22 protein-coding genes and 1 pseudogene are annotated in these 23,254 nt (G+C 53.4%); 15 read left to right on the top strand and 8 right to left on the bottom strand.

Going from position 1 to position 23,254, the window contains the following annotated elements; translation table 11 throughout:
* Positions 1–96: 96 nt before the first annotated feature.
* The 4 genes from EVJ32_RS15045 to EVJ32_RS15030 form a co-directional block, all read right to left on the bottom strand.
* Entirely contained in the window at positions 97–318 is a 222-nt protein-coding gene (locus EVJ32_RS15045) for a hypothetical protein (RefSeq protein WP_201740698.1), read from the bottom strand.
* An 89-nt stretch (positions 319–407) separates the two neighbouring features.
* Positions 408–1,112, bottom strand: a complete 705-nt coding sequence (locus EVJ32_RS15040) for an SDR family NAD(P)-dependent oxidoreductase (RefSeq protein ID WP_131458997.1) — start codon at positions 1,110–1,112, stop codon at positions 408–410.
* A 12-nt stretch (positions 1,113–1,124) separates the two neighbouring features.
* Positions 1,125–1,535: a GNAT family N-acetyltransferase gene (locus EVJ32_RS15035; RefSeq protein ID WP_236635499.1), complete on the bottom strand. Its 411-nt coding sequence runs from the start codon at positions 1,533–1,535 to the stop codon at positions 1,125–1,127.
* Positions 1,536–1,921: 386 nt separating this feature from the next.
* Positions 1,922–2,614: a sodium:solute symporter family transporter gene (locus tag EVJ32_RS15030; RefSeq protein WP_236639528.1), complete on the bottom strand. Its 693-nt coding sequence runs from the start codon at positions 2,612–2,614 to the stop codon at positions 1,922–1,924.
* A gap of 34 nt (positions 2,615–2,648) precedes the next feature.
* Between EVJ32_RS15030 and EVJ32_RS15025 the strand changes: the two are divergent.
* Positions 2,649–2,960 (top strand): annotated as a pseudogene (locus EVJ32_RS15025) (zinc ribbon domain-containing protein); the annotation flags it as partial.
* A 184-nt stretch (positions 2,961–3,144) separates the two neighbouring features.
* On the opposite strand, the gene mgtE reads toward EVJ32_RS15025, so the two are convergent.
* The gene (mgtE, locus tag EVJ32_RS15020) at positions 3,145–4,503 is read right to left on the bottom strand and encodes a magnesium transporter (protein ID WP_131458996.1); all 1,359 of its coding nucleotides are present in this window, start codon (positions 4,501–4,503) and stop codon (positions 3,145–3,147) included.
* 335 nt (positions 4,504–4,838) lie between these two features.
* Here mgtE and arcA point away from each other — a divergent pair, with 335 nt between their 5' ends.
* From arcA to cydC, 8 genes are all read left to right on the top strand, one after another.
* Positions 4,839–6,068, top strand: a complete 1,230-nt coding sequence (arcA, locus tag EVJ32_RS15015) for an arginine deiminase (RefSeq protein ID WP_070329178.1) — start codon at positions 4,839–4,841, stop codon at positions 6,066–6,068.
* Positions 6,069–6,084: 16 nt separating this feature from the next.
* The gene (gene argF / locus EVJ32_RS15010; protein ID WP_131458995.1) at positions 6,085–7,113 is read left to right on the top strand and encodes an ornithine carbamoyltransferase; all 1,029 of its coding nucleotides are present in this window, start codon (positions 6,085–6,087) and stop codon (positions 7,111–7,113) included.
* Positions 7,114–7,166: 53 nt separating this feature from the next.
* Positions 7,167–8,642: an arginine-ornithine antiporter gene (arcD, locus tag EVJ32_RS15005; protein ID WP_131458994.1), complete on the top strand. Its 1,476-nt coding sequence runs from the start codon at positions 7,167–7,169 to the stop codon at positions 8,640–8,642.
* A 15-nt stretch (positions 8,643–8,657) separates the two neighbouring features.
* Entirely contained in the window at positions 8,658–9,620 is a 963-nt protein-coding gene (gene arcC, locus EVJ32_RS15000; RefSeq protein ID WP_131458993.1) for a carbamate kinase, read from the top strand.
* Positions 9,621–9,798: 178 nt separating this feature from the next.
* Entirely contained in the window at positions 9,799–12,141 is a 2,343-nt protein-coding gene (locus tag EVJ32_RS14995; RefSeq protein ID WP_131458992.1) for a glycoside hydrolase family 31 protein, read from the top strand.
* 121 nt (positions 12,142–12,262) lie between these two features.
* Positions 12,263–12,952: a Crp/Fnr family transcriptional regulator gene (locus tag EVJ32_RS14990; protein ID WP_070329176.1), complete on the top strand. Its 690-nt coding sequence runs from the start codon at positions 12,263–12,265 to the stop codon at positions 12,950–12,952.
* Between the two features lie 127 nt (positions 12,953–13,079).
* Positions 13,080–14,804, top strand: coding sequence for a thiol reductant ABC exporter subunit CydD (gene cydD, locus EVJ32_RS14985; RefSeq protein WP_131458991.1), 1,725 nt, complete (start codon positions 13,080–13,082; stop codon positions 14,802–14,804).
* On the top strand, positions 14,801–16,516 hold the full coding sequence (gene cydC, locus EVJ32_RS14980) for a thiol reductant ABC exporter subunit CydC (RefSeq protein ID WP_070329149.1): 1,716 nt from the start codon (positions 14,801–14,803) through the stop codon (positions 16,514–16,516). The genes cydD and cydC overlap by 4 nt, the downstream gene beginning before the upstream one ends.
* Positions 16,517–16,778: 262 nt before the next feature.
* On the opposite strand, the gene EVJ32_RS14975 is transcribed toward cydC, so the two are convergent.
* The 3 genes from EVJ32_RS14975 to EVJ32_RS14965 form a co-directional block, all read right to left on the bottom strand.
* Complete coding sequence (locus EVJ32_RS14975) at positions 16,779–17,303, bottom strand: hypothetical protein (protein ID WP_070329148.1); 525 nt, start codon at positions 17,301–17,303, stop codon at positions 16,779–16,781.
* Between the two features lie 145 nt (positions 17,304–17,448).
* Complete coding sequence (locus tag EVJ32_RS14970) at positions 17,449–18,519, bottom strand: diguanylate cyclase (protein WP_131458990.1); 1,071 nt, start codon at positions 18,517–18,519, stop codon at positions 17,449–17,451.
* Between the two features lie 77 nt (positions 18,520–18,596).
* Entirely contained in the window at positions 18,597–18,932 is a 336-nt protein-coding gene (locus EVJ32_RS14965; RefSeq protein WP_131458989.1) for a hypothetical protein, read from the bottom strand.
* Between the two features lie 88 nt (positions 18,933–19,020).
* On the opposite strand from EVJ32_RS14965, the gene EVJ32_RS14960 reads away from it, so the two are divergent.
* From EVJ32_RS14960 to EVJ32_RS14935, 6 genes are all read left to right on the top strand, one after another.
* Complete coding sequence (locus tag EVJ32_RS14960; RefSeq protein WP_016510109.1) at positions 19,021–19,200, top strand: hypothetical protein; 180 nt, start codon at positions 19,021–19,023, stop codon at positions 19,198–19,200.
* 82 nt (positions 19,201–19,282) lie between these two features.
* Complete coding sequence (gene msrA, locus EVJ32_RS14955) at positions 19,283–20,233, top strand: peptide-methionine (S)-S-oxide reductase MsrA (protein WP_131458988.1); 951 nt, start codon at positions 19,283–19,285, stop codon at positions 20,231–20,233.
* A 13-nt stretch (positions 20,234–20,246) separates the two neighbouring features.
* On the top strand, positions 20,247–21,539 hold the full coding sequence (locus EVJ32_RS14950) for a DUF2252 domain-containing protein (RefSeq protein ID WP_131458987.1): 1,293 nt from the start codon (positions 20,247–20,249) through the stop codon (positions 21,537–21,539).
* 70 nt (positions 21,540–21,609) lie between these two features.
* The gene (locus tag EVJ32_RS14945; RefSeq protein ID WP_131439374.1) at positions 21,610–21,882 is read left to right on the top strand and encodes a DUF5327 family protein; all 273 of its coding nucleotides are present in this window, start codon (positions 21,610–21,612) and stop codon (positions 21,880–21,882) included.
* Between the two features lie 107 nt (positions 21,883–21,989).
* Positions 21,990–22,355, top strand: a complete 366-nt coding sequence (locus tag EVJ32_RS14940) for a rhodanese-like domain-containing protein (RefSeq protein WP_070329175.1) — start codon at positions 21,990–21,992, stop codon at positions 22,353–22,355.
* Positions 22,356–22,473: 118 nt separating this feature from the next.
* Positions 22,474–23,106, top strand: coding sequence for an HAD family hydrolase (locus EVJ32_RS14935; RefSeq protein ID WP_070329142.1), 633 nt, complete (start codon positions 22,474–22,476; stop codon positions 23,104–23,106).
* Positions 23,107–23,254: the final 148 nt, after the last annotated feature.

The following is a 23,254-nucleotide window of genomic DNA, read 5'->3' as shown; positions in this document are numbered from 1 at the left end:
TCGCCCCTATCTGTTTAGTCCGAAATGCGTGAACGAACCCATAAAAATGAGAAGAGGCCACCGTTAGCGAACAAGTCGCTCCCGGTGGCCTCTTTCTTATAAATCTACTGAGTTATGTCCCAGCCTCGTTTTTTTGACTTCGCTCATGTCCATACGGATACGCATCACTTCCGTAGCACCGAACCAAAGCCCGACGCTACACAGCAGGGACACACCGCTCACCAACGCTCCGACGATCGCGATATCTCCAATCATCGTGAACGATAGCACGAGGCTGAATATCCCGAAAAACAGCAATCCTCCCGCTATAGTCTTCATACATCACGCCACCCTTTCTCATTTGATTTGACTCTAGTGTAGCCGGTCAAACGAGACAGGGTTGGTCTATTTTTATACCCGGTTAAAAATTAGATGAGGTCGTGGATGGCGTACGTTTTCCCATTGACAAACGGCTTGTCGATCATCTGCTCGACGAGGACGCGGCCGACCGTCTCAGGCGAGCGCAGTTTTCCTTCCGTCTCGTAAGCTTGAAACTGTTCGACATCTTGAAACGCTTCTCGTGAAGACGCGCGGATCGTCTGTTGCATGGATGTGTCCATCACGCCCGGGTTGAACAAGGCGAGGCGATGTCTCGTTCCTTCTAGTTCGAGCGCGACGGTCTCACTAAAGTGGTCGAGTCCGGCTTTCGTGCCGCAGTAGGCGCTCCACCCCGAAATCGGACGTTTGGCGGCACCTGACGTCACATGGATGAGCGAGACGGGCACATCGTAAGCGAGGACGGTGTTCGTGATCAGCATCGGGGCGAGCAGATTCGCCTGAACGTGAGCGGTGAGCTGCTCCGTGTCGAGATGGCCAGCCCGGTGAATCGGTTCGATCAACGCCGCGTTTTGGATGATGAGTAGCGACGTGGCGTCAGCGATGTGCGGCTTGATTTGTTCAAGGGCTTGAAGTGTACTCGACACGTCGGATAAATCGACTTCGATATGTTCGAACGTTAAATCGCGTGATTGCGAGCGTGATAAGTTGATGACGTCGTAGTTTCGTCTCGACAGTTCTTCAGCGACAGCGCGGCCGAGACCGCGCGACGCACCGGTGACAAGGGCAAGTTTCAAATAAATTCTCTCCTATTCGTGAATCGTTTTTCGAAAACCGTAGAAGGGGCGGAAGTTCAAGCGTTCATAATACGTATGCGAGGAAGCGCTCGCGAGCATCTCGAGCCGCGTCTCAGGATAGAGTGCATGGACGTGTGTCAATAACCGTTCCCCGAGGCCAAGCCGGCGGTGCGAAGCAGCGATGAGCAACTCGCACACGTAAAGGCTGACTTTTGTGTCGGTCAAACCGCGAAGATAGGCGATCACGTGTCCCGTTTCAGACTCGATGACGAAAGCGACGTTCGAGTTTTTCCATGCTTCTTTTGTTTGTTCTTTTTGACTGACAAGTTGGTGCCAACCCTCGGCTTCGTTCAATCGTTGAATGTGGTCAAAATCAGTATCTTGATACGTTCGGATTTGCAAATCAATCAATCTCTTGTCCAACCGTCACCCTCCGATATGTAGTTGCACATCATCATTTTTCAATCAGCTTAATCAAGGGACATCACCCACATAAACATTAACCTAAATAATGGTAAAATGATAGGTGTTATTTTCCTGTAATAATATGATATACAAGTATTTTAAAGGTGGGAAGCAGGGGAGGGAGGATTGGTCGACAGATTTATCGCTACTGAACGAACAGGCGAATCGAGCAGAAAAAATATCCAGACGAAAAATCACCCTTACAGCTGAAACAACTCAGCTGTAAGGGTGATTTAAATGTCGAGAGTTTATCCGCTGCTCGCTTTTTCTTCGAGCTCGGTTTCGGTCGTTCCAAGGTTGTTCAAGTACACCTCGTATCTCGGGAGCCAGTACCGGTACGATACTCAGACGCGACCGCTCGTCGCGGCGAACAATGTCAGCGTCGCCGGCCAGAACCAGCCCGAGACGATTCCGTCCGCATAGGCAAGACCGATCGGAGAGAAGACGAAGTAGACGAACACCATCGAGGCGACGAGGATGATTGACGTCGAGATCGCATGACGCCAAGGCTTCACCCGACCGAGGTCGATCCGGATCGGCTTGATTTGTTGCATCGGACGCAGGTTGGCGAACAACAACATGATACTCGTCTCGATGACGAACAAGATGCCGTAGATGTGGATGAAGTTGATGCCAAGGTCAAATCCGAACCATTGTTTCATACCCCAGACTAAGAAGTAGTACGTGATGACGTGGAAGCCGATGATGATGAGCCCGATGCCGTTGAGTGTATCCGACACCGAAACGGCGCGGAGGCCGCCGAAAATGGCGTAGATAGCGCGAATGATGCCGATGAACCAAATGACGAGCCAAAGTGACTGTTCAAAGCTGATCCCGAGCAGTTCAGGCACATCGAAGAGCTGAAGGACCGCGAGGCCGCCGGAATAGAGCATCGACGGAATCGTGACGCACATGTAACCGAACAAGAACAAGAGGACGGTCAAGCGCCGGACGTCCTCGTCATAGCGTTGACTTAAAAACTCAGGGATCGTCGTGATACCGATGCCGAGAAAGCGAGGCAGTAGGAATAGTGCCATGATGATGGCGGCAATCCCGGCCGTCACTTCCCATGCCATCGCCGACGTCGGTTGGTCGGAATTTTTCCGCATGCTCGCATACAAGGCCGACTGGTACGGGAAACAGGTGGTCAGGGTCGGGAAGACGTTCGCCTCGAGCCAGCTCTGCTCGGGTTGCGGCCATCGGCACAAAGACGTGAAACATCTCGCCTTGCGTGAGTGGGTATGCCCAGGCTGCGGCGCCCGCCACGACCGGGATGTCAACGCAGGACTGAACCTCAAACGAGAGGCCGAACGCATCCTGGCCTCTTCAACCGTCGGGACGACGGGGCTAGCCTGGTCAGGTTCCGGTCGTTCGACCGGATGACCCAGGAATCTCTCACCTCCAAGCGTAGCGTAGGTGGGGGTAGTTCAACCCTCCTTGTATTACTTCTTATCTATAAGTACTTTTCGTAATTACCCGCCTTGCACGATAATTATTTCCCGTCATCGCTTTTGTAAACAAACCGTAACAAAGCTCACACGAAAAAAGACACCTGAAACGTCAGGTGTCAGAAAAAGCGAAGCAATGAAGTGGCGACAGTGAAGTAGATGATCAATCCGAGATTGTCCACGACCGTCGTGATGAATGGACCCGAGGCCACGGCCGGATCGAGTTTCAGGCGGTTGATCAAGAGCGGGACGAGTGTACCGACAATCGTGGCAACGCTCAGTGAGGCGAAAATCGACAAGCCGACGATCATGCCGATCAAGGCGCTATCGTACAGGACCGTGATGACCCCGAAAATAACGACCATACAGGCGAGTCCAAGCAGGACACCGGTTCCGAACTCCCGGCGAATCATCTTGGCGACATTTTTTCGGTTGATCGTGCCGAGTGCGATTGAACGTACGGCGACGACGAGCGACTGGGTGGCGGCGTTTCCGGCCGATCCCATGACGAGTGGCATGAAGACGGCGAGCAAAACAATCGTCTCGAGCGTATCTTCAAATCCACCGATCGTCGATGCGGTGATCATCCCGAGGAACATGAGGCTGATGATCCAAGGGGCACGTTTTTTCGCTGCCTCGACCGGGCCCATGTTGATGTCAGACGAGCCTTTCGTCGCGGACAGTTCTTCAAAGTCTTCGGTCGTCTCGCGTTCGATGACGTCCATGACGTCGTCGACGGTGATGATGCCGAGCAAGTGATCATCGCTATCGATGACCGGGAGCGCGAGCAAGTCATACTTTTGGACGGTTCGGGCCAAGTCTTCTTGATCGGCCATGACGTGGGCCGAAACGACCCGCCGCCCCATGATGTCAGCGATGAGATGGTCGAGCGGGGAGACGATCAAATCACGGAGCGACACGACGCCGACGAGACGTCGGTCTACATCGATTACATATAAATAGTAAATCGTCTCAGCTTCAGGACCGAGGTCACGCAACTCTTCAAGTGTCGCCCCGATCGTTTTGTCGGCCTGTAGCACGATGAACTCGGTCGTCATAATGGCACCGGCTGTATCGTCCGGATAGCGCATCAAGTCTTTGACCTCGGTCGCCTCGGTCTCGTCCATCTGTTCGAACAGTTCGTTCATGAAATCGTCCGGAAGTTCGTTCATGAGATCGGCGGCATTATCCGAGAACATATCGTTTAAGACGCTGACCGCATACGGGCGCGGCATTTCTTGGATGAACTGTTGTTGTTCATCGAGCTCTAATTTTTCAAATAAATCGGTGTACTCTTCCGGTGATAAAGCGCTGTATATAAACGCCCGATCGGGTTGGTTGAGTTCGATGAAGATGTCGGCCTGTTCACCCGGGTGAAGTGTTAAAAACACGTCGCGGAAATCGACCGGATCCCCTTTTTGGATGAGCGCTGTCACTTGGGCTTCATGACGCGCGCGTTCTGTACGTTCGATGGCCATCGACTCACTTCCTTTTCTAAAGTCATTTTTCATATCCTGTCGTTATCGTACCTTAATTTGAAAAGAAAAAATAATGGATTTTATTCACAGTTCATACATCGTGTATCCATCCTAACCGTCGCTCTCTCCTTGTTCATTGATTCACAACCGTTTGTTCATTCAGTTTGACTCATATTGTATCCATTCTTTTGTGGAATCGACCACAATCAGAACGCTGGAATTACCCGCCTCGGAATTGGGTAAGTTGATAAGGTAAGGGTAGAAACACACCCGAATCACTAGGAGGAAGCGAGATGATATCGATGACGGATCAATTGACCGCACGGGATACGACGCTGAAACATCCGATTCACGTGTATTCAGAAATTGGTGAATTAAAGACTGTACTATTGAAGCGTCCAGGACGCGAACTTGAAAATTTGACGCCGGAGTATTTGGAACGACTCTTGTTCGACGACATTCCACATTTGCCGGTCATTCAAAAAGAGCACGACTACTTTGCGAGCGTGCTACAAAACCGGGGCGTCGAGGTGCTCTATTTAGAAAACTTGATGGCAGAGACGTTATCGCTGCCTGGCGTACGTGAACGATTCGTCGCCGACATTCTTTCGGAATCAAAATCAAATATTAACGGTTCATACGAGACGCTCAAAGAGTATTTACTCGCTTATGATAACGAACAGTTGATCGAGACGGTCATGGCCGGTATCCGTAAAACCGAGATCAAGCGCGAAAAGCGCCGTCATCTGCACGAGATGATCGAGGACACGTATCCGTTCTTTCTCGACCCGATGCCGAACCTGTACTTCACGCGCGACCCGGCCGCGGCGATTGGGAACGGCTTGTCGATCAATCGCATGAAAGAACCGGCGCGTCGCCGCGAATCACTGTTCACGCAATATATTATGAGATACCATCCACGCTTTGCGAAGCATGATATCCCGATCTGGTCGGATCGTGACTATCGGTTCGCGATGGAAGGCGGAGACGAACTCGTCCTATCAAAAGAAGTCGTCGCCATCGGGATATCGGAACGGACGACCGCCCAAGGAATCGAGCGCGTCGCCCTCAACTTGCTCGCGAACGGAGGCACGTTCAAGAAAGTCATCGCCATCGAGATTCCGAAGTCGCGTGCGTTCATGCACCTTGATACCGTCTTCACGATGGTCGACCACGATAAGTTCACGATCCATCCGTTCATCCAAGGACCGGGCGGCAAGATGAACATCTTCGAACTGACGTTGAACGCGGAAGGTGAGCTGCACATCACGCAACACACTGATTTGTTGAAAGTGTTAAAATCGGCTCTCGGCCTAGAGGAAATCGTGTTGATCCCATGTGGTGGTGGCGACCCGATCGCTGCGGCGCGCGAGCAATGGAACGATGGGTCGAACACGCTCGCAATCGCCCCAGGTGTCGTCGTTACGTATGACCGGAACTACGTTTCGAACGAGCTGCTCCGTTCAGAAGGGGTCGAAGTCATCGAAATCATGTCGAGTGAGTTATCACGAGGCCGTGGAGGCCCACGTTGTATGAGTTGTCCAATTATCCGTGAAGATATTTAACGAGGAGGAGAAACACATGTCCACAACGTTCAACTTTGATTTGAAAGGTCGTCATTTTTTATCGCTTAACGAGTTTTCGCGGGACGAACTGAACTACTTGATCGACTTATCGGCAGCGTTCAAACGTCAAAAGAAACAAGGGATTCCCCACCGGATTTGTGAAGGCAAGAACGTGGCGCTCTTGTTTGAAAAACCGTCGACACGGACGCGCTGTGCGTTCACAGTTGCGGCAATCGACCTCGGCATGCATCCTGAATACCTCGGGAAATCGGATATCCAGTTCGGGAAAAAAGAATCGGTCCGTGATACGGCGATCGTGCTTGGACGCATGTTCGACGGCATCCAATTCCGTGGCTTCGCTCACGAAACGGTGGAAGGTCTTGCACGGGATGGCGGGGTCCCGGTTTGGAACGGTTTGACGGACTTGTATCATCCGACGCAAATTTTGGCCGACTTCTTGACCGTCAAAGAACAAAAAGGTGATTTGGCTGGCATTCGTTTCGTCTACGTTGGAGATGGACGCAACAATATGGGCAACACGCTATTGATCGGTGGTGCCAAAGTCGGCATGGACATGCGAATCTGTGCGCCGAAATCGCTCTGGCCGTCTGACGAGGTCGTTGATTACGCGCGTTCGGTCGCGGCTGAAACAGGAGCACGCATCACTTTGACGGAGAGCATCGACGAAGCTGTCGCTGATGCGGACGTCATCTATACCGATGTGTGGGTATCGATGGGCGAAGAAGCCGAATTCGAAGAACGGATCAAGCTCCTTCATCCGTACCAAGTGAATATGGACATGGTCGAGAAGACCGGAAATAAAGACGTCATGTTTCTGCATTGCCTGCCGGCGTTCCACGATTTAGAGACCGAGGTTGGGCGAGCGATTCATGAACAATATGGATTGAAAGAGATGGAAGTGACCGACGAGGTGTTCCGCAGCCGCCATTCATACGTGTTCGATCAGGCGGAAAATCGGATGCACACTATCAAAGCCGTCATGGCGGCGACACTCACCGATACGTTTGAATGGCTCGAACGCTAACGAACGAGGAGGCATGTCCTCCTCATTCGTACTAAACGAAAGGGATGAGTTATATGTCTACTAAATTAGATCATGACTCAAGTGGTTCGGCTGGTGCGAGTCCTAGCAAAAAAGATCAACGGTTAGGTCTTGGTGCACTGACAGCCCTCGTCGTCGGTTCGATGATTGGAGGGGGCGCCTTCAACTTGGCGGCCGATTTGGCCCAAGGCGCGAACGCCGGAGCTATTTTGATCGGGTGGGTCATCACCGGTATCGGGATTATCACACTCGGTCTCAGTTTTCAGAACTTGACGATGCGTCGTCCTGACCTAGACGGCGGTGTATACAGTTACGCCCGGGCCGGCTTTGGCCAGTTCGTTGGCTTCAACTCGGCGTGGGGCTATTGGTTATCTGCTTGGCTCGGTAACGTTGCCTACGCCACACTATTGTTCAGCTCGGTCGGTTACTTCTTCCCGATCTTTGAAGGTGGTCAAAACATCGCCTCGATTATCGGCGCCTCCATCATGTTGTGGCTCGTGCACTCGTTGATTTTACGAGGCATCCACGAAGCCTCGATGATCAACATCATCACGACGATCGCGAAACTCGTTCCGATTTTTGCCTTTATCACCATCACCTTGTTCTTCTTCAATATCGATAACTTCACGTTCGACTTTTGGGGCCAAGGCGGCTTCTCGTGGGGCAGTGTGAGAGACCAAGTCGTGTCGACGATGCTCGTCACACTTTGGGTATTCATCGGTGTCGAAGGGGCGGTCGTCTTGTCGGGCCGGGCCCGTAAGCGCTCGGACGTCGGGAAAGCGACCGTCATCGGCTTACTCGGTACGCTCGTCATTTACTTGCTCATCTCGATCATGTCACTCGGATTGCTGAACCCTGAGAGCGTGGCGAACGCTTCGCAACCGGCGATGGCGTATTTGCTCGAATCGGCTGTCGGGCCGTGGGGCGCGATGCTGATCAACGGGGGCCTCGTCATCTCGGTACTCGGTGCTTGGCTTGGATGGACGTTGCTTGCGGCGGAAATCCCATTTGTCGCCGGTAAAGACGGTGTCTTCCCGAAATGGTTCACGAAAGAGAATAAAAATAACGCACCGGCCAATGCACTCTGGCTCACGAACGGGTTGATTCAGTTGTTCCTCTTCACCTTCCTGTTCTCAGACGCTGCTTATAACTTTGCGTTCTCACTCGCTTCGAGCGCCATCTTGATCCCGTATGCGTTCTCGGCGTTCTACCAAGTCAAAGTCGCCAAAAACGGGCTCGGTTATAATGTTGGCGAACGTCGGACGCGTGACCTTATTATCGGTGCGGTCGCCTCGATTTACGGGATTTGGCTGATCTATGCGGCCGGTATCGACTATTTACTGCTCACGACACTTCTGTATGCACCAGGGACGCTGCTCTATATTAAAGCGCAGCGTGAGAACGGAATTAAGACGTTGACGAAAACCGAATGGATCGTGGCCAGCATCTTGACCGGACTCGCGATCTTGGCAGTCGTACGGATTGTATCAGGCAACATCTCAGTCATATGATCGGGGGAATCGAGCATGCGTAACAAACGAGTAGTCATCGCCTTAGGCGGGAATGCGATTCAACAAGGAAAAGATGCGACGGCGGGCGCTCAAATTCGGGCCGTCGAGGCGACGGCCCAGTCGTTGGTCGCCCTCATCGAAGAAGGCGTCGACGTCATCATCACGCACGGGAACGGTCCGCAAGTCGGAAACTTAATTTTGCAACAGGCGGCCGCGGACAGTGCAGCGACGCCGGCGATGCCGCTCGACGTCTGTGGAGCGATGACGCAAGGGATGATCGGGTATTGGTTCGAGAACGCCCTCACGAAGGCACTTCGGTCGCGCGGCCTCGAACGTTCCGTCGCCCCAATCGTGACGCGTTGTGTCGTCGATCCGAACGACAGCGCCTTCAGTCACCCGACGAAGCCGATCGGTCCCTTCTATTCAGAAGCGGAAGCGTCGGCGCTCGAACGATCGACGAGTCACATATTCAAAGAAGATGCGGGCCGCGGTTATCGCCGCGTCGTACCAAGTCCGTACCCGACAGCGATTTGTGAGCATACGGTCATCCGTGACCTCGTCGACAACGGCCACATCGTCGTCGCGTCCGGCGGCGGCGGGATTCCCGTCATCGACACTCCAGACGGATACGTCGGGGTCGAGGCGGTCATCGATAAAGACTTTGCCGCCGCGAAGCTCGCGGAACTCGTCGAAGCGGACATGTTACTCATCTTGACGGCCGTCGAGTACGTCTACGTCAATTTCGGGACGACCGAGGAAGCCGCGCTAACCGAAACGACGAACGAGCAACTCGAGACGTATATCGCCGAAGGTCAGTTCGCACCGGGCAGCATGTTACCGAAAGTTCGGGCCGCCTTGCAGTTTGCCGAGTCGGGAACGGGACGCGTATCCGTCATCACGTCGCTCGAGCAGGCGCACGCTGCTGTCCGAGGAGACGTCGGGACGAGAGTCCGGCTCGCCGCGACGCTCCAACAATGATCAACGCCGTAGACATCTCGTCTACGGTTTTTTTGTGCATAACGCGGACCGGCCGTTTTTGAACCGCGAACAAGGGGAAGGGTTGTTGTATGTCAAACCTGACATTGCTATCATCACCTGTAAACGATTGCACTAATATGGGGGAAGGATGTGACGAAGAGCGGCAACGCTCGAACTTATGCGTCTATTTGAACAGGAGAACGTATACACACAGCAAATGAAGCCACTTGCAGATGAACGTGCCGTCGTCCAAGGGAGCTGCTATCGCTTCACGGTATTGACGAGCCAGTTGATCCGGATGGAGTACGCCGAGGACGGTGTGTTCGAAGACCGACCGACCCAAGTCGTGTGGAACCGGGACTTTGACGTCCCTGACTTCCGGATCATCGAGGACGAGAGTGAACTGCAAATCATCACCGAGCACGTTCATCTGTATTATACGAAAGGACCGTTCGCGCCGAACACGCTCTACGTCGACGTGAAAGGGAACTTTAGTACGTACTATAGCCGCTACACGTTCAACGGCCCGGAACGGACGCTGAAAGGGACGGCCCGAACGCTCGACCATGTCGATGGAGCGACCGAGCTCGGGGAGGGGATCGTCTCCAAGCAAGGCTATGCCGTCATCGACGACTCGGACTCATTTCTCATGACAGACGACCGCTTCGTTGAGCCGAGACGAACAGGTATCCATGATTTGTACTACTTCGGCTACGGACACGAATACAAGCAAGCGCTTCACGATTTTTATAAGCTGACAGGTCCGACGCCGTTGTTGCCACGAAAAGCACTCGGTAACTGGTGGAGCCGCTACTGGCGCTATGACGAGACCGAGTACAAAGGGCTCATGCGCCGGTTCAAAGAAGAAGATATCCCGTTCTCGGTCAGCGTCATCGATATGGACTGGCACGTCACCGACGTCCCTGAAGAGTACGGGAGCGGTTGGACCGGCTACTCATGGAATAAGAATCTGTTCCCGGACCCAAAAGGCTTCTTGACGTGGTTGAAAGAAGAGAACCTGCTCGTCACGCTGAACTTGCACCCAGCCGACGGGGTCCGGGCGTTCGAAGACCAATACGTGGCGATGGCCGAAGCGATGGGGATCGACTCATCGAACGGGGATCGCATCCCGTTCGATTTCTCTGATAAACGCTTCATTCAAGCGTATTTTGAACAGATGCATCATCCGCACGAGGTAGACGGCGTCGATTTTTGGTGGATCGACTGGCAGCAAGGGTCGACCTCGAAAATGGAAGGGCTCGACCCGATGTGGATGTTAAACCATTATCATGCGGCCGATATTTCCCGAGACGGAAATCGTCCGCTGATCTTCTCGCGTTATGCCGGACCGGGCAGCCATCGTTACCCCGTCGGTTTCTCGGGAGATACGCTCATCTCTTGGGCGTCGCTTGCGTTTCAGCCTTACTTCACGGCGACGGCATCGAATATCGGTTACGGCTGGTGGAGCCACGACATCGGCGGGCATTACCGAGGGTCGAAAGACGATGAGCTCGCCGCACGCTGGGTCGCGTTCGGGGTGTTCAGCCCGATCATGCGCTTGCATTCGACGTTCAGTATCTTTAACGGCAAAGAGCCGTGGCGCTTCGGTCTCGAGTCCGAACGGTCGATGAAGTCGTTTTTACGACTCCGCCACCAACTCATCCCGTATTTGTACACAATGAACCGGCGTAATCATCAGGATGCGCTCCCGCTCATCCTCCCGATGTATTACGATCATCCCGACGAAGAAGCGGCGTATGGCGTGCCGAATGAATACTACTTCGGCAGTGAACTCGTCGTATCACCGATCGTCGAGCCGATGAACAAGCGGCTTCACGTCGCGGCGACGAACGTCTGGTTGCCGACAGGCGATTGGTTCGACTTCTTTACGGGTCATCGCTACGAAGGTGATAAGTCGATCCGAGTGTTCCGTGGGCTTGACGAGCAGGCCGTGTTCGCGAAAGCTGGAGCGATCGTCCCGCTGGCCGCTCATCGCTCTGGACGCAACGACACCGACAACCCGACCGATCTCGAGGTCGTCGTCTTCCCAGGGGCATCGAACACGTTCACGCTGTATGAGGATAACGGGACCGACCGGGCTTATGAGACCGGGGCTTACGCCGAGACGACGTTCACCCTCGACTGGGACGAGCGCAGCCTGCACGTTCATATCACGGGCGACACGTCCGTCTTACCGTCAGACCGGACCGTCACATTACTCGTACGCGGGGTGACCGGTTTGGGCGAGTATAAACCGGAGACGCAGACGTTACGACACGAACTCGGTAAAATTGATGAGGAAGTGACGGTGTCGCTCCCTGTCGAGGTGACGAACAACGGTCATCGACTGGAGCGCTTGTATCGCTTCATTGACCGCGCCGAGATATCTTACGATTTGAAAGACCGCCTCTACCGGATGGCGGCGTCGAAGACGAGACTCGAAGCATGGCTGTTCGATCTGCATGCGCTTGAACTCGAACGCGATTTGCAAGATGCGATCATGGAATTGATGCTCGACTGAGGAGAGGGGGCAACCCCTCTTTTGTCTTGTCAGAAAACTGTCGGAATTTGAAAGCGTTTTCACAAGCTGGGTCTCGTATACTAAAAGAAAGATCACCAGTTCGGGAAGCGAGGGATTGAACATGAGACAGCAATGGACAGTCGACGATTTAAGACAACTCGATATCTTCAATAAATGCACGAGCCGCGAGCTAGAGAGCTTGCTACCGCACGTATACTGTCGAACGTACCGCAAAGGGCAGCTTTTATTCATGGAAGGCGACCCACGTGAGCGCGTCTACTTTTTAATCAGTGGGTATGTGAGGCTCGAGCGGTGCAATGAAACGGCGACCCATCAATACACCGACTACTTGAAGCCGAAGCAGCTGTTTCCGTACCGGGGACTGTTGACGGAAACGTATTACCAACATTCGGCGGAAGCGCTGACCGATATTGAAGTCATTTATATGCCGACGGATCGCTTTGAAGCGCTCGTCTCAAGAAATGCGACGATGCTCTTGCACATCGTCGGTCAGATGAATCGAATCCTTGACCTTCATGAACGCCGTGTTCAGGAAATCATCACGCCGAGTGCGAGCGACCGGGTGATCAATACGATCCATTACTTGATTGAAGACCTCGGAGAAAAAGAAGCCGACGGTGTGCGCGTACGTTGTCCGTTCACGACAGTTGAAATCTCGAGACTGTCGGGGACATCGCGCGAGACCGTGTCCCACATCTTATCGCGACTGCGCAAAGAAGACATTCTCCAGTTCGACGCCCGTCAACTCGTGACGTTGCATCCTGAGTATTTTGAACAAGCGACACACTGACGCCACGCTCCATTCGTGGCGTTTTTTTGCACGTCTCGACAAGCGAAGCGTTCGCTATGGACCCTTACATCAGTTATAATTAGTGAGAATCATCACAAAGAAAAATTGTCATGCACGTTTAGAAAGGATGAACGCAGTGAAACGACTGCAAGCTCTCGCTTTGGCCGAGAAAGGACATATCGTCGGGCTCGTCATCGCCGCGGTGATGATCGGGTTGTCCATCTTGGCTCAGGCTTATTTGATCGTCGACGTCGTCGACCGAGTATTTTTAAAAAACGAATCGTTCCAAAGTGTCATCCCGTCTCTAGGTTGGCTCGTGCTCGCGCTGCTCGCACGTGCCTTGTTCGGGTATGTCTCGGGACGCATCGGTGCCAACTTGTCGGAGCGGGCGAAGCGGACGCTTCGACGTCAACTGCTCGACCGCTACACATCGAATCCGATCGAGACGTCTCTATCCGGACAGTCCGGGAAGAAAGTCAGTGTCTATATGGATGCGGTCGATGAGGTCGATGCTTACTTTAGCCAGTACTGGCCCCAAGTCATCCAGACGTCGATCATCCCGCTGCTCATTCTCGTCGTCGTCTTCAGTCAGCACTGGATCTCGGGTGTCATCATGATGGTGACCGCGCCGTTCATTCCAATTTTTTTCATCATCATCGGTATCGCGACCCAGAAGAAGTCTGAAGAGCAGATGGAGAAAATGAACCAGTTCTCAGGGAAATTTTTAGACGTCCTTCAAGGATTGACGACACTCAAGCTATACGGACGTGCCGAGCAAGAAGCGCAAGCGATCGAGAAGAGCAGTCTCGACTTCCGGGACGCGACGATGGTCGTCTTAAAGACCGCTTTCTTGTCAGGGCTCATGCTCGAGTTCATCTCGATGCTCAGCACCGGCGTCGTCGCCTTAGAAGTGGCGCTCCAGATGGTCGTTTGGCAAAACTTGACGTTTTTCGCCGGCTTCTTGATTCTCGTCTTGGCCCCGGAATACTATTTAGCGATCAAAGACCTCGGCAGCGCCTTCCATACCGGGCGTGGTAGCATGGGTGCGGCCGATCGTATCTTCGAGGCGCTCGACGCCCCGGACGACCGCATCGAGTGGGGAGACAGACCGCTAACAAACCGGACGCCCGAACTTGTTCTCGATGCGGTCTCGTTCCAATATGAAGGGGGGCGCTTCACGCTCCACCCGCTGAGCGGGGTAATCCCGGCACGGTCACACGTCGCCTTGGTCGGCGCGAGCGGATCAGGCAAGACGACCGTGTTGAACGTGCTGTCCGGTCTTGTGAAACCGGACAGCGGCCGCGTCCTCGTCGACGGGGAGCCGCTCGAATCGTTCACCGATACGTCTTGGTACGGGACAATCGGGTATATTTCGCAAAACCCGTATTTGTTCGCCGGCAGTCTCGCCGCTAATATCGCCCTCGGTGAGACGGCGGACGAGACTGACATCATGCGGGCGGCTGAAGCCGCCGGCCTCGTCGAGGTCATCGCCAATTTGCCGGACGGATTGAATACCGAGCTCGGAGAAGGCGGTTACGGATTGTCCGGTGGTGAGCGGCAACGCCTCGCCCTGGCCCGTGCCTTCTTGAAGCGTCCAGGTATCATCTTGTTCGATGAACCGACGACCGGTCTCGATTTGGTGACCGAGAGAATCGTTCGGCGCTCGATCGAGGAGTTGTCGCGTGACGCGACGCTTGTCACGGTCGCGCACCGTCTCCATACGATCAAGCAAGCGGACGCGATTTGGTTCATGGACGAGGGTAACCTCGTCGCGAACGGCACACATGAACAGTTGCTCGCTGTCCCGGCCTACGCCGACTTGTTCACGTTACAGAAAGGGGTGAGAGGATGAACTCACTTTGGACGATCACAAAATGGATGATGAAAGAGAAAAAGGATATCATCCTCTCGATCTTCTTCGGCTATACGGCAGGACTCGCGGCTGTCGCCTTGTTCGCGGCGAGTGGATATCTCGTGTCGCGGGCCGGCCTTGTGCCGCCCCTCTATGCGCTCATGGTACCGGTCGTCCTGATCAAGCTGTTCGGCGTCATTCGGGCGGGGAGCCGCTACCGCGAACGCTTGGCGTCACACCGGGCGACGTTCACGATTTTAAGCGAACTGCGCGTCCGGTTTTATCGCCAGCTCGAACCGCTCGTGCCGAACATCTTCGCCAAATACCGGAGCGGGGACTTGCTCGCCCGTGTCGTCGGAGACGTCGAAAGCCTTCAAAACTACTTTTTGCGGGTGTTTTATCCGCCAATCATCTTAGTGCTCGTCTTCTTGAGCACGATCTTCTTCGTCACGTTCTTCTCGATGACGGTCAGCCTTTGGCTCGTGTTCGGGGTGTTCGTGACCGGCTTTTTGATTCCGATCTTGTTTGCCGGCATCCGAGCGAAGCATGACCAGGAAATTCGGGCCTTGCGCGGCGATTTGTCGAGCGGGGTGACCGAGATGATGTACGGGTACCGCGATTTATTGTTGCACGACCAGCTCGGCCAGACCCGTGACGACTTGCTCGCTCGAAGCGATCGTTACGCCGCTGCACAGCGCCAAGACGTGACGAACCAGTTCTTTAACTCGTCGCTCGTCGTCGCCGCGTCACTGCTCGTGTCGTGGGGCGTGCTCGCGATCGGTGCCTACCTTGTCGTCGATGGCGAACTGGACGGCCTGTTCTTGGCCATGCTCGTCATGATGTCATTGACCGCGTTTGAGAACGTGACACCGATGGCGGTCTTCCCGGGTCACTACGCCGATAGTAAACAAGCGGCAAACCGCTTACTTGAGGTCGTCGAACCGAGTGATCACCTCGTGGCGGCAGAAGCGGCACGTGACGACATAGCGCTTCAGACGGCGCCTGACATTTCGTTTGAACGTGTAAGTTACCGCTATCCGGATACGTTCCGTGCCGTCCTAGACACAGTTGATGTGACGTTACCGCGCGGATCGAAGACCGTGATCGTCGGCCCGAGCGGGTCTGGCAAGTCGACGCTCCTGCAACTGTTGCTCGCGTTTGTAAGGCCAGAGACAGGCGAAGTACGAATCGACGGTCAGCGCTTGAATGAGGTCACACAAACGTCGGTCTGGTCTCAAGCGAGTGTCGTCATGCAAGAGAACCACTTCTTTTTCGGTACCGTCCGAGACAACTTGGCCCTTGCCGGAGACTTCTCCGATGACGAGATGGAGCTGGCGCTGCGAAGCGTCCGCCTCGGTTTCGCGCTCGATGAGCCAATGCTCGAGAAAGGGGCGAACTTGTCCGGAGGGGAACGGCAACGGCTCGCCATCGCCCGGGCGTTGTTGAAGAACGGGTTGCTCTGGATTTTAGATGAAGCGACGTCGGCGTTAGACGCGCGCACCGAATCCGATGTGTTCGCTGAAATCTTCCGGAAGGCGGACGAGGCGACACTCGTCATGGTCAGCCATCGTCTGACCGGGCTCGAACGGTTCGACCAAATCATCGTCATGGAAGCAGGTCGCATCATCGAGTCAGGGTCATACGACGACTTGATGCGCGCCCGCGGCATGTTTTATGAGTTGAAACAAATCGAACAAGATGTGTTCGCCTGAACGAAAAAAACGAGCGGCTCCGTCGGAGAGCCGCTCGTTTTTATATGGCAAATCTGGGTGCAACAAATGGGGGTTGTCGCAATGCTTTCAAAAAGAGTGTCGTGGAGGGGAATCCACGGGCCGTAACAAGTTTTGGGGAACGGTTACGTCCAGCTGTGGCAGCTACAACTCGAGTATAAGTGATAACGATTCTCATTGTCAATTAAAAAAATAAAAATAAACCGCAGACGGGATGTCTGCGATCGAGGTCATACGAGTCGAGTCAGTTTGACGGAACACCTTTACTGAGTGTAAAGCGGATCAAGCTAAACAAATAACGGATGTAGAACAAGGCGAACGCGTAAAATACAGCGACTGCCGGTGCGTTCAATTCGACACCCGGGATGTTCATGAGAAACTCCAAGATGAGAATCGACAGCAAGAAGACGTAGAGTCCAGCATCGAGATAGAGCGGCATCAGCTTGCCGCGTTGATGCCAAAACGTCCGGACGAGCGGGGCGACGATCATTCCGATGATGCGCTCGGCGAAGCCGATGCTAAGCACGGCGATCATAAAGGCGGCTACCGTCTCGAACGTCACAAGTTTTGAGAAGGCAAACATGGACATAAGCAGGAGCGGCCCGATGAAAATCATCATCGAAAGGGACGTGCGTAAAAAGATGAGTAAGTTCTGTTTGATTGTGTCGACTCCCCCAAAGAGCGACTGTCGGAACGTCTTGCCACGTTGATAGTCGAGGACGAACGATCCCACGAACATCAATCCGAATAGCGATAACAATATTGTCATGAAATGTGTTTCCCCTTTTTCTAGTCAAATCTATGATTAATTATGTTTATCCTAACCAAAGTCTAGCCTAGTGTACCGATTCGCTAGTTGAAAGTAAAGCGGGAAAACTGTCAAAGTTAGTAAAGTTTTGAGAACGTTATCGGCTTTATAAAGCCAAAATGAAACGGTTTCGTCCAGATTCTTTTGCGTGGTATAACGCTTCGTCGGCATGCTTCAAGACGCTATCAACTTCGATATCGTTCGAATGACAGGCCCCGAGCGAGACGGTGATGTGAAGCGTGCCTGCACTCGTCTCGAATGGGAACGTCGAGATTTTTTCTCGTATAGATTCGGCGAGACGGGACACTTCGTCCTTTTGAGCGTTCGGCATGATGATCAGAAATTCTTCACCACCGAAACGGCCGACGAGATGTCGGTCGTCACTTTCGGTGACGAGCAACATGCCGAGCTCGCGTAGTACGTCGTCCCCGACATCATGACCGTACGTGTCGTTGACGCGTTTGAAGTGATCGATATCGACGAGGATGAGGGCGTACGCTTCCGCCTCGACGGTCAAGTTGGCCATCGCCTCATTCAACAGACGGCGGTTGGCGATACCAGTCAAAGCGTCGGTACGGGCCAGTTGCTGCTGATGTTGAACGTTCTCAAAGTGGCGTCTCAGCTCTTGGAGCAAGCGATAAGCGGCACATGCCCCGGCGTAGATCACAACGATATAGACGAATAAAATGGGATAGAACAGTTCGAGCGGGAGGGCATAGTAGAGCGCCGACCCGAACGCGGCGACGCTGATCGTCGTGAAGACAAGGAGCGTGTTACGGGTGTTGTCGAGCTTGAGCCGCAACAGACTTGTCGGCAGGACGAGTGCGACCATCGTCGCGATAGCTAAGTAAAATCCGACGTATTCGCCATCCGTTATCATGAAAAAACGACCGATGAGAAACAACATACCGGCGACGACACCGCTCACCCAACCGCCGAACAAAACGGCGAGCATAATCGGGATGGAACGAAGGTCGATCAATATTTTTTCGAGATGAAGCGCGTTCGCGAGCAAAATCAAGGCGATGAGACCGCTCTGGATACCGAGCAGGATACGCAACTTAAAAGGTGACTGGGGCGTAATTCGAGGCCGGTTACGAAACGGCAAGAACGAGATGGTGAACAGGGTGAACAGAATACAAAGGTTGATGAAAAAAGAGTTGATGATGGTGAGCATACACGTGTCCCCTTGTGCGAGATAGAAATCATTAATTCAAGTATGACAACTCTGGATCGCGATGAATCGTCAAGCTGTTACCACTCACGCCATTCCTCCGTGATGTCTTCATCGGTTTCATACCCGGCGATGGCTGCACCGGCTCGGATGAAGTCGTACAGCTCCTCACGTTCGAGCGTCTCGATAAAATGGTCGTGCTCTTCGTCGAGGCCGTTCAAACGCAGGACGACATCGCGGACTGCCCAGAGGATCGCTGCTTCAGAGCCGTCGGAATGGGTCAAAGCGCTCGTATAACGCCGGAGCGCGGCGTCGACAGCGAGGATCGCCGACAGCGTATAGACGTCGTCGCCTTCGTTCAGCCGGTCTTCCCACAACAAGGTTGGGCGGTTCGCCCACAACTGGTCAAAATCCATGGATGGATCCTCCTTCTGGCCGTGATTGTATCTTCCTCTCTATAATAGCAAAAAAGTTTGGTATGATAGATGAAAAGGGGGACTGTCCGTGCGTTATTGGGATCATTTTAAACGAGCGTTCATTCCGATCGCGCTCATCTTAATCGGTTTAGCCATCTTTTACACATTATCGGCACGAAACAACCTGGTGTTGACCATACTTGGGGCAGCGATCGTCGGTGTGATTTTATTTTTAGTGATGCGCCATATGAACCGGGTCGAAGACTGAAGACGAGAACACGTTTGGGGTTCTCGTTTTTTGTTGTCAGCGTGCTTTTTTGGGTACACTACATAGTAAGGAGGGATTCATTATGGCAAAAGCTACATTTGCGGGAGGCTGTTTTTGGTGCATGGTCAAACCGTTTCATAAATACGAAGGTGTCGAACGAGTCGTGTCCGGTTACACAGGCGGACACGTCGACAATCCGACATACCAACAAGTCTGTTCGGAGACGACGGGTCATCTAGAGGCGATCGAAGTGACGTTCGACCCGGAGGTCATCTCATACGAGGAGCTGCTTCGGATTTACTGGCGACAAATCGATCCGACAGACGGGGGCGGACAGTTCAACGACCGCGGCGAATCGTATCGACCGGCCATCTTCTATCATTCGGAAGAACAACGGGACGCGGCCGAACGCTCGAAGCAAGAAGTCGAGAATTCGGGACGGTTCGAACGTCCGATCGAAGTCGAGATCCGTCCGGCCAAGACGTTTTGGGAAGCCGAGGACTATCATCAAGACTACTATAAGAAAAATCCGTTCCGCTACGAGATGTACCGGGTCGGCTCGGGACGCGCCAAGTTTGTGAAAGAGGCGTGGAGCGATAAGAAACAAAAACAGGAACTGAAAGACCGTCTGACACCGATGCAGTTCAAAGTCACGCAAGAGAACGGGACCGAACCGCCGTTTCAAAACGAGTATTGGGATGAGGAACGAGAAGGGTTGTACGTCGATGTGATCGATGGCACGCCGCTGTTCACTTCTCGCGACAAGTTCCAGTCGAACTGTGGCTGGCCAAGCTTCGCGCGACCGATCGAAGAGAAGCGGCTCGATGTGAACATGGACACGACGCACCACATGGTCCGGACGGAAGTGCGTTCGAAGCATGCCGACAGTCACCTCGGTCATCTATTTGACGATGGTCCGAAAGAACTCGGCGGCTTACGCTACTGTATCAATTCGGCTTCGCTCCGATTCATCCCGAAAGAAGAGCTCGAGTCTGCGGGATACGGGGAATACAAACATCTATTCGACGCATGAAGGGGAGACAGCCATGTTCACATCCGTCAAACAACAAATTCGCCGTGATACGATCGCGACGGTTCTAGATTATTACGATCATTCGATCCGGAACCTGACCGAAGCGGCACGGCGGGAAAAGTACGACAAGATGAGTACGAGTCCGTTCTCGTTCTTTCGTGGAAGCTCGCATTTGTTCTATTACGATTTTGCGAAAGTACCGCTCGCTTTCGATACGAGCGAAGCCTATCCGACGTTCATCCAAGGAGATCTTCACTTTGAAAACTTTGGGGTGTTCGGGGACGGGGCCGGGACGATCATTTATGATGTGAACGACTTTGATGAGGCATACCTCGGTTCGTATTTGTTCGATGTGCTCAGAATGGCCATTTCTGTCGACTTGTTCGCCGCCGAATCGGGCTTCGATTCCAACGAAGCGATTGAAGTGTACGCCGAGACGTATGCGCTCGCCATCAGACGGTACGCGAAAGGGAAAGACGGAGACGTGCAGTTTACGAAAGCGAATACGTCTAAAGCCATCAAAAAAGTGATCAAGAAGGCAGAGAAGAAGCAAGACGCGTTCATGTCGGAACGGACCGAAGTCCGGGACGAAGAACGTTACTTCGCGACGAGCGATGACTTAATCCCGGTCAGCGAGAAGACGGCGACGAAAATCAAACAGGCGTGGCCTGAGTATTTGAACTCGTTGTCGGGAGAGCATCGCCATCACGCCGATCATTACGACATCAAAGACATCGCCATTAAACGCGAGAGCGGGACGGCCTCGATCGGGCTCGAACGGTACTATATCTTGATCGAAGGGGCCGACGAGGAACATGACGAGGATGTCATCTTAGAGATGAAGCAAGCGCAATCGGCCGTCCCGTCCTTGTTTTTGCCGACCCATCCGTTGTTCGAGGACGGTCTGTCCCATGAAGGTGCGCGGGTCATCGCTGCCCAGCGTGCCATGGTGCATAGCCAAGACCCGTATCTCGGTTACTTCACGATCGACGGCAACGAGTATTACGTGCGGCAACGTTCGCCCTACAAACGGAAAGTGAAAGCGAAGCACATCAAGAACGAATCGTCGCTGATCGAAACGTTAAAAGTCCAAGCCGAGATCACGGCGAAAATCCATGCCCGGGCCGATGCGGACGCGAACGTTCTCGAGTATGAGGCGAGCGAGCGGATTGCGGAAGCCATCGGAGAGGCGCTGCCGTTGTTCGTTCGTCAAATCTCACGCTGGGCCCATTTTTACGCCAATCAAGTTCGTTTCGATTTCGAGGCGTTCACATCATGGGTCGAAATACGGTCTGAATCCGACTGAACCGAGCAAGACACTTGCGGTGAGGGACGGGTTTGTTTCAAAATGAGAGGGAAAAGGATGTGTTCGACCTATGATCACTGAGCAACAAGTCATCGCGCAAATGAAACACGTGATGAGTCAAATCGAACAGTCGAGCGGAGAGACGCAAAAGCGCCATCTGGCCAAGTTGATGGGTTACTGTGAGCTCATGTTGGCGGAGACGACACCCGCCGCACCGGTCGCGCAGGCACCTGTCGTCTCGGCGGAGCCGAAGCAACCGTTAGACCGGCAAATGGCCGCATTCCTCGGCATCCCTCTAGAGGATGAAGACGAACCTAAAACCGATTCGCTGCTCGATTTCTAAGCTGTGCCCTCGTGGCATGGCTTTTTTTATGAGGCGTCCACATTGACTTATATACCATAGGGGGTATAATGGAGATACTAAAACTTTTAAACAACGGAGGCGTGCCCATGCTTGATTTTTTGTTTGTCGCAGTGGTGATCGGATTGATTTATTTTTGGTGGACGAAGCGAAACAGCACGAAAACAGTATCGACGGACGAGTTGAAGCGAAAGATTGCGGAAGAGCGCAACATTCAACTGCTCGATGTGCGGGAGCCGCACGAATATAAAGGCGGACACATTAAACAAGCGAAAAACGTACCGCTCTCAGGGTTCGGTAACGCGGCAGCACAATACCCAAAAGATAAAGAACGTCCCGTTTACGTCATCTGTCAAAGCGGGATGCGGAGCCAGCGGGCAGCGGCGATGCTGAAGAGTGCGGGCTATACAGACGTCTACTCGGTCAAAGGCGGCATGAGCTTCTGGCGCGGCTGAGCAACAACCGGTTGAACGATTTCGTTCAGCCGTTTTTTTGTGGGCTGATGTTTCTACTTTTGATTTGGAAGCGAGTCTGCTACGGTAGGAGAATAGGAAAGAGAGAGGGGATACCGACATGGCAGTCATTTTATTCGATATCGATGGGACGCTCGTCGACACGACCGTTCCGATGACGAAAGCGATTCACGAGGCACTCGAACAGCTTCCGCATCTTGAAAAGCCGAGCGAGGACGCGGTCCGGTCTGGCTACGGTTTGGCTGGGGACGCCTTTTGGGAGCACGTCATCCCGGAGGCGACGCGCGAAGAGATCCGTCAAATCCGTAAACTTCGTCACGAGACGCTCGAGCAGGCGATGGCGGGGCAAAACGTCTTGTTTGACGGCATCTACGACATGCTTGAGACGCTTCGCGCGAACGGGCATACGTTGACGACGGCAAGCAACTGTGGCGTTCACTATATGAACTTGATCCTCGATACGCAAGGCATCCGTCAGTTCATGACGGCACCTGAATGTCTCGAATCGGTTGGTGGCGAGAAGAAGGCCGATATTTTGACGGCGCACCGCCTGCGCCACGGGGATGCACATTATGTCATGGTCGGTGACCGCAAGTCGGACGTCGAAGCGGGCCGGGCCCATGATTTCCCGGTCGTCTTGACCGGATTCGGCTTCGGGAACGAGGACGAGTGGGCGCTCGCCGATTATGTGATCGCGACGCCAAACGATTTGGTGACGTGGCTCGACAACTGAAAAAACGCCTGTTGAAAAAATTGAACTGAACCCTGAATGATAGACACTTGATAAAAAGTGCTCATTCAGGGTTTTTTGTGTGCGGTCGAATCGATATAATGAACCTATTCATTCAGACGGGGGAACGCATCCATGAGTAAAATCATCT

The sequence above is a fragment of the Exiguobacterium sp. SH5S4 genome (assembly GCF_004337045.1).
In the GTDB taxonomy this organism is placed as follows: Bacteria; Bacillota; Bacilli; order Exiguobacteriales; family Exiguobacteriaceae; genus Exiguobacterium; species Exiguobacterium aurantiacum_A.
This window is presented reverse-complemented; position numbering and strand designations above follow the sequence as displayed.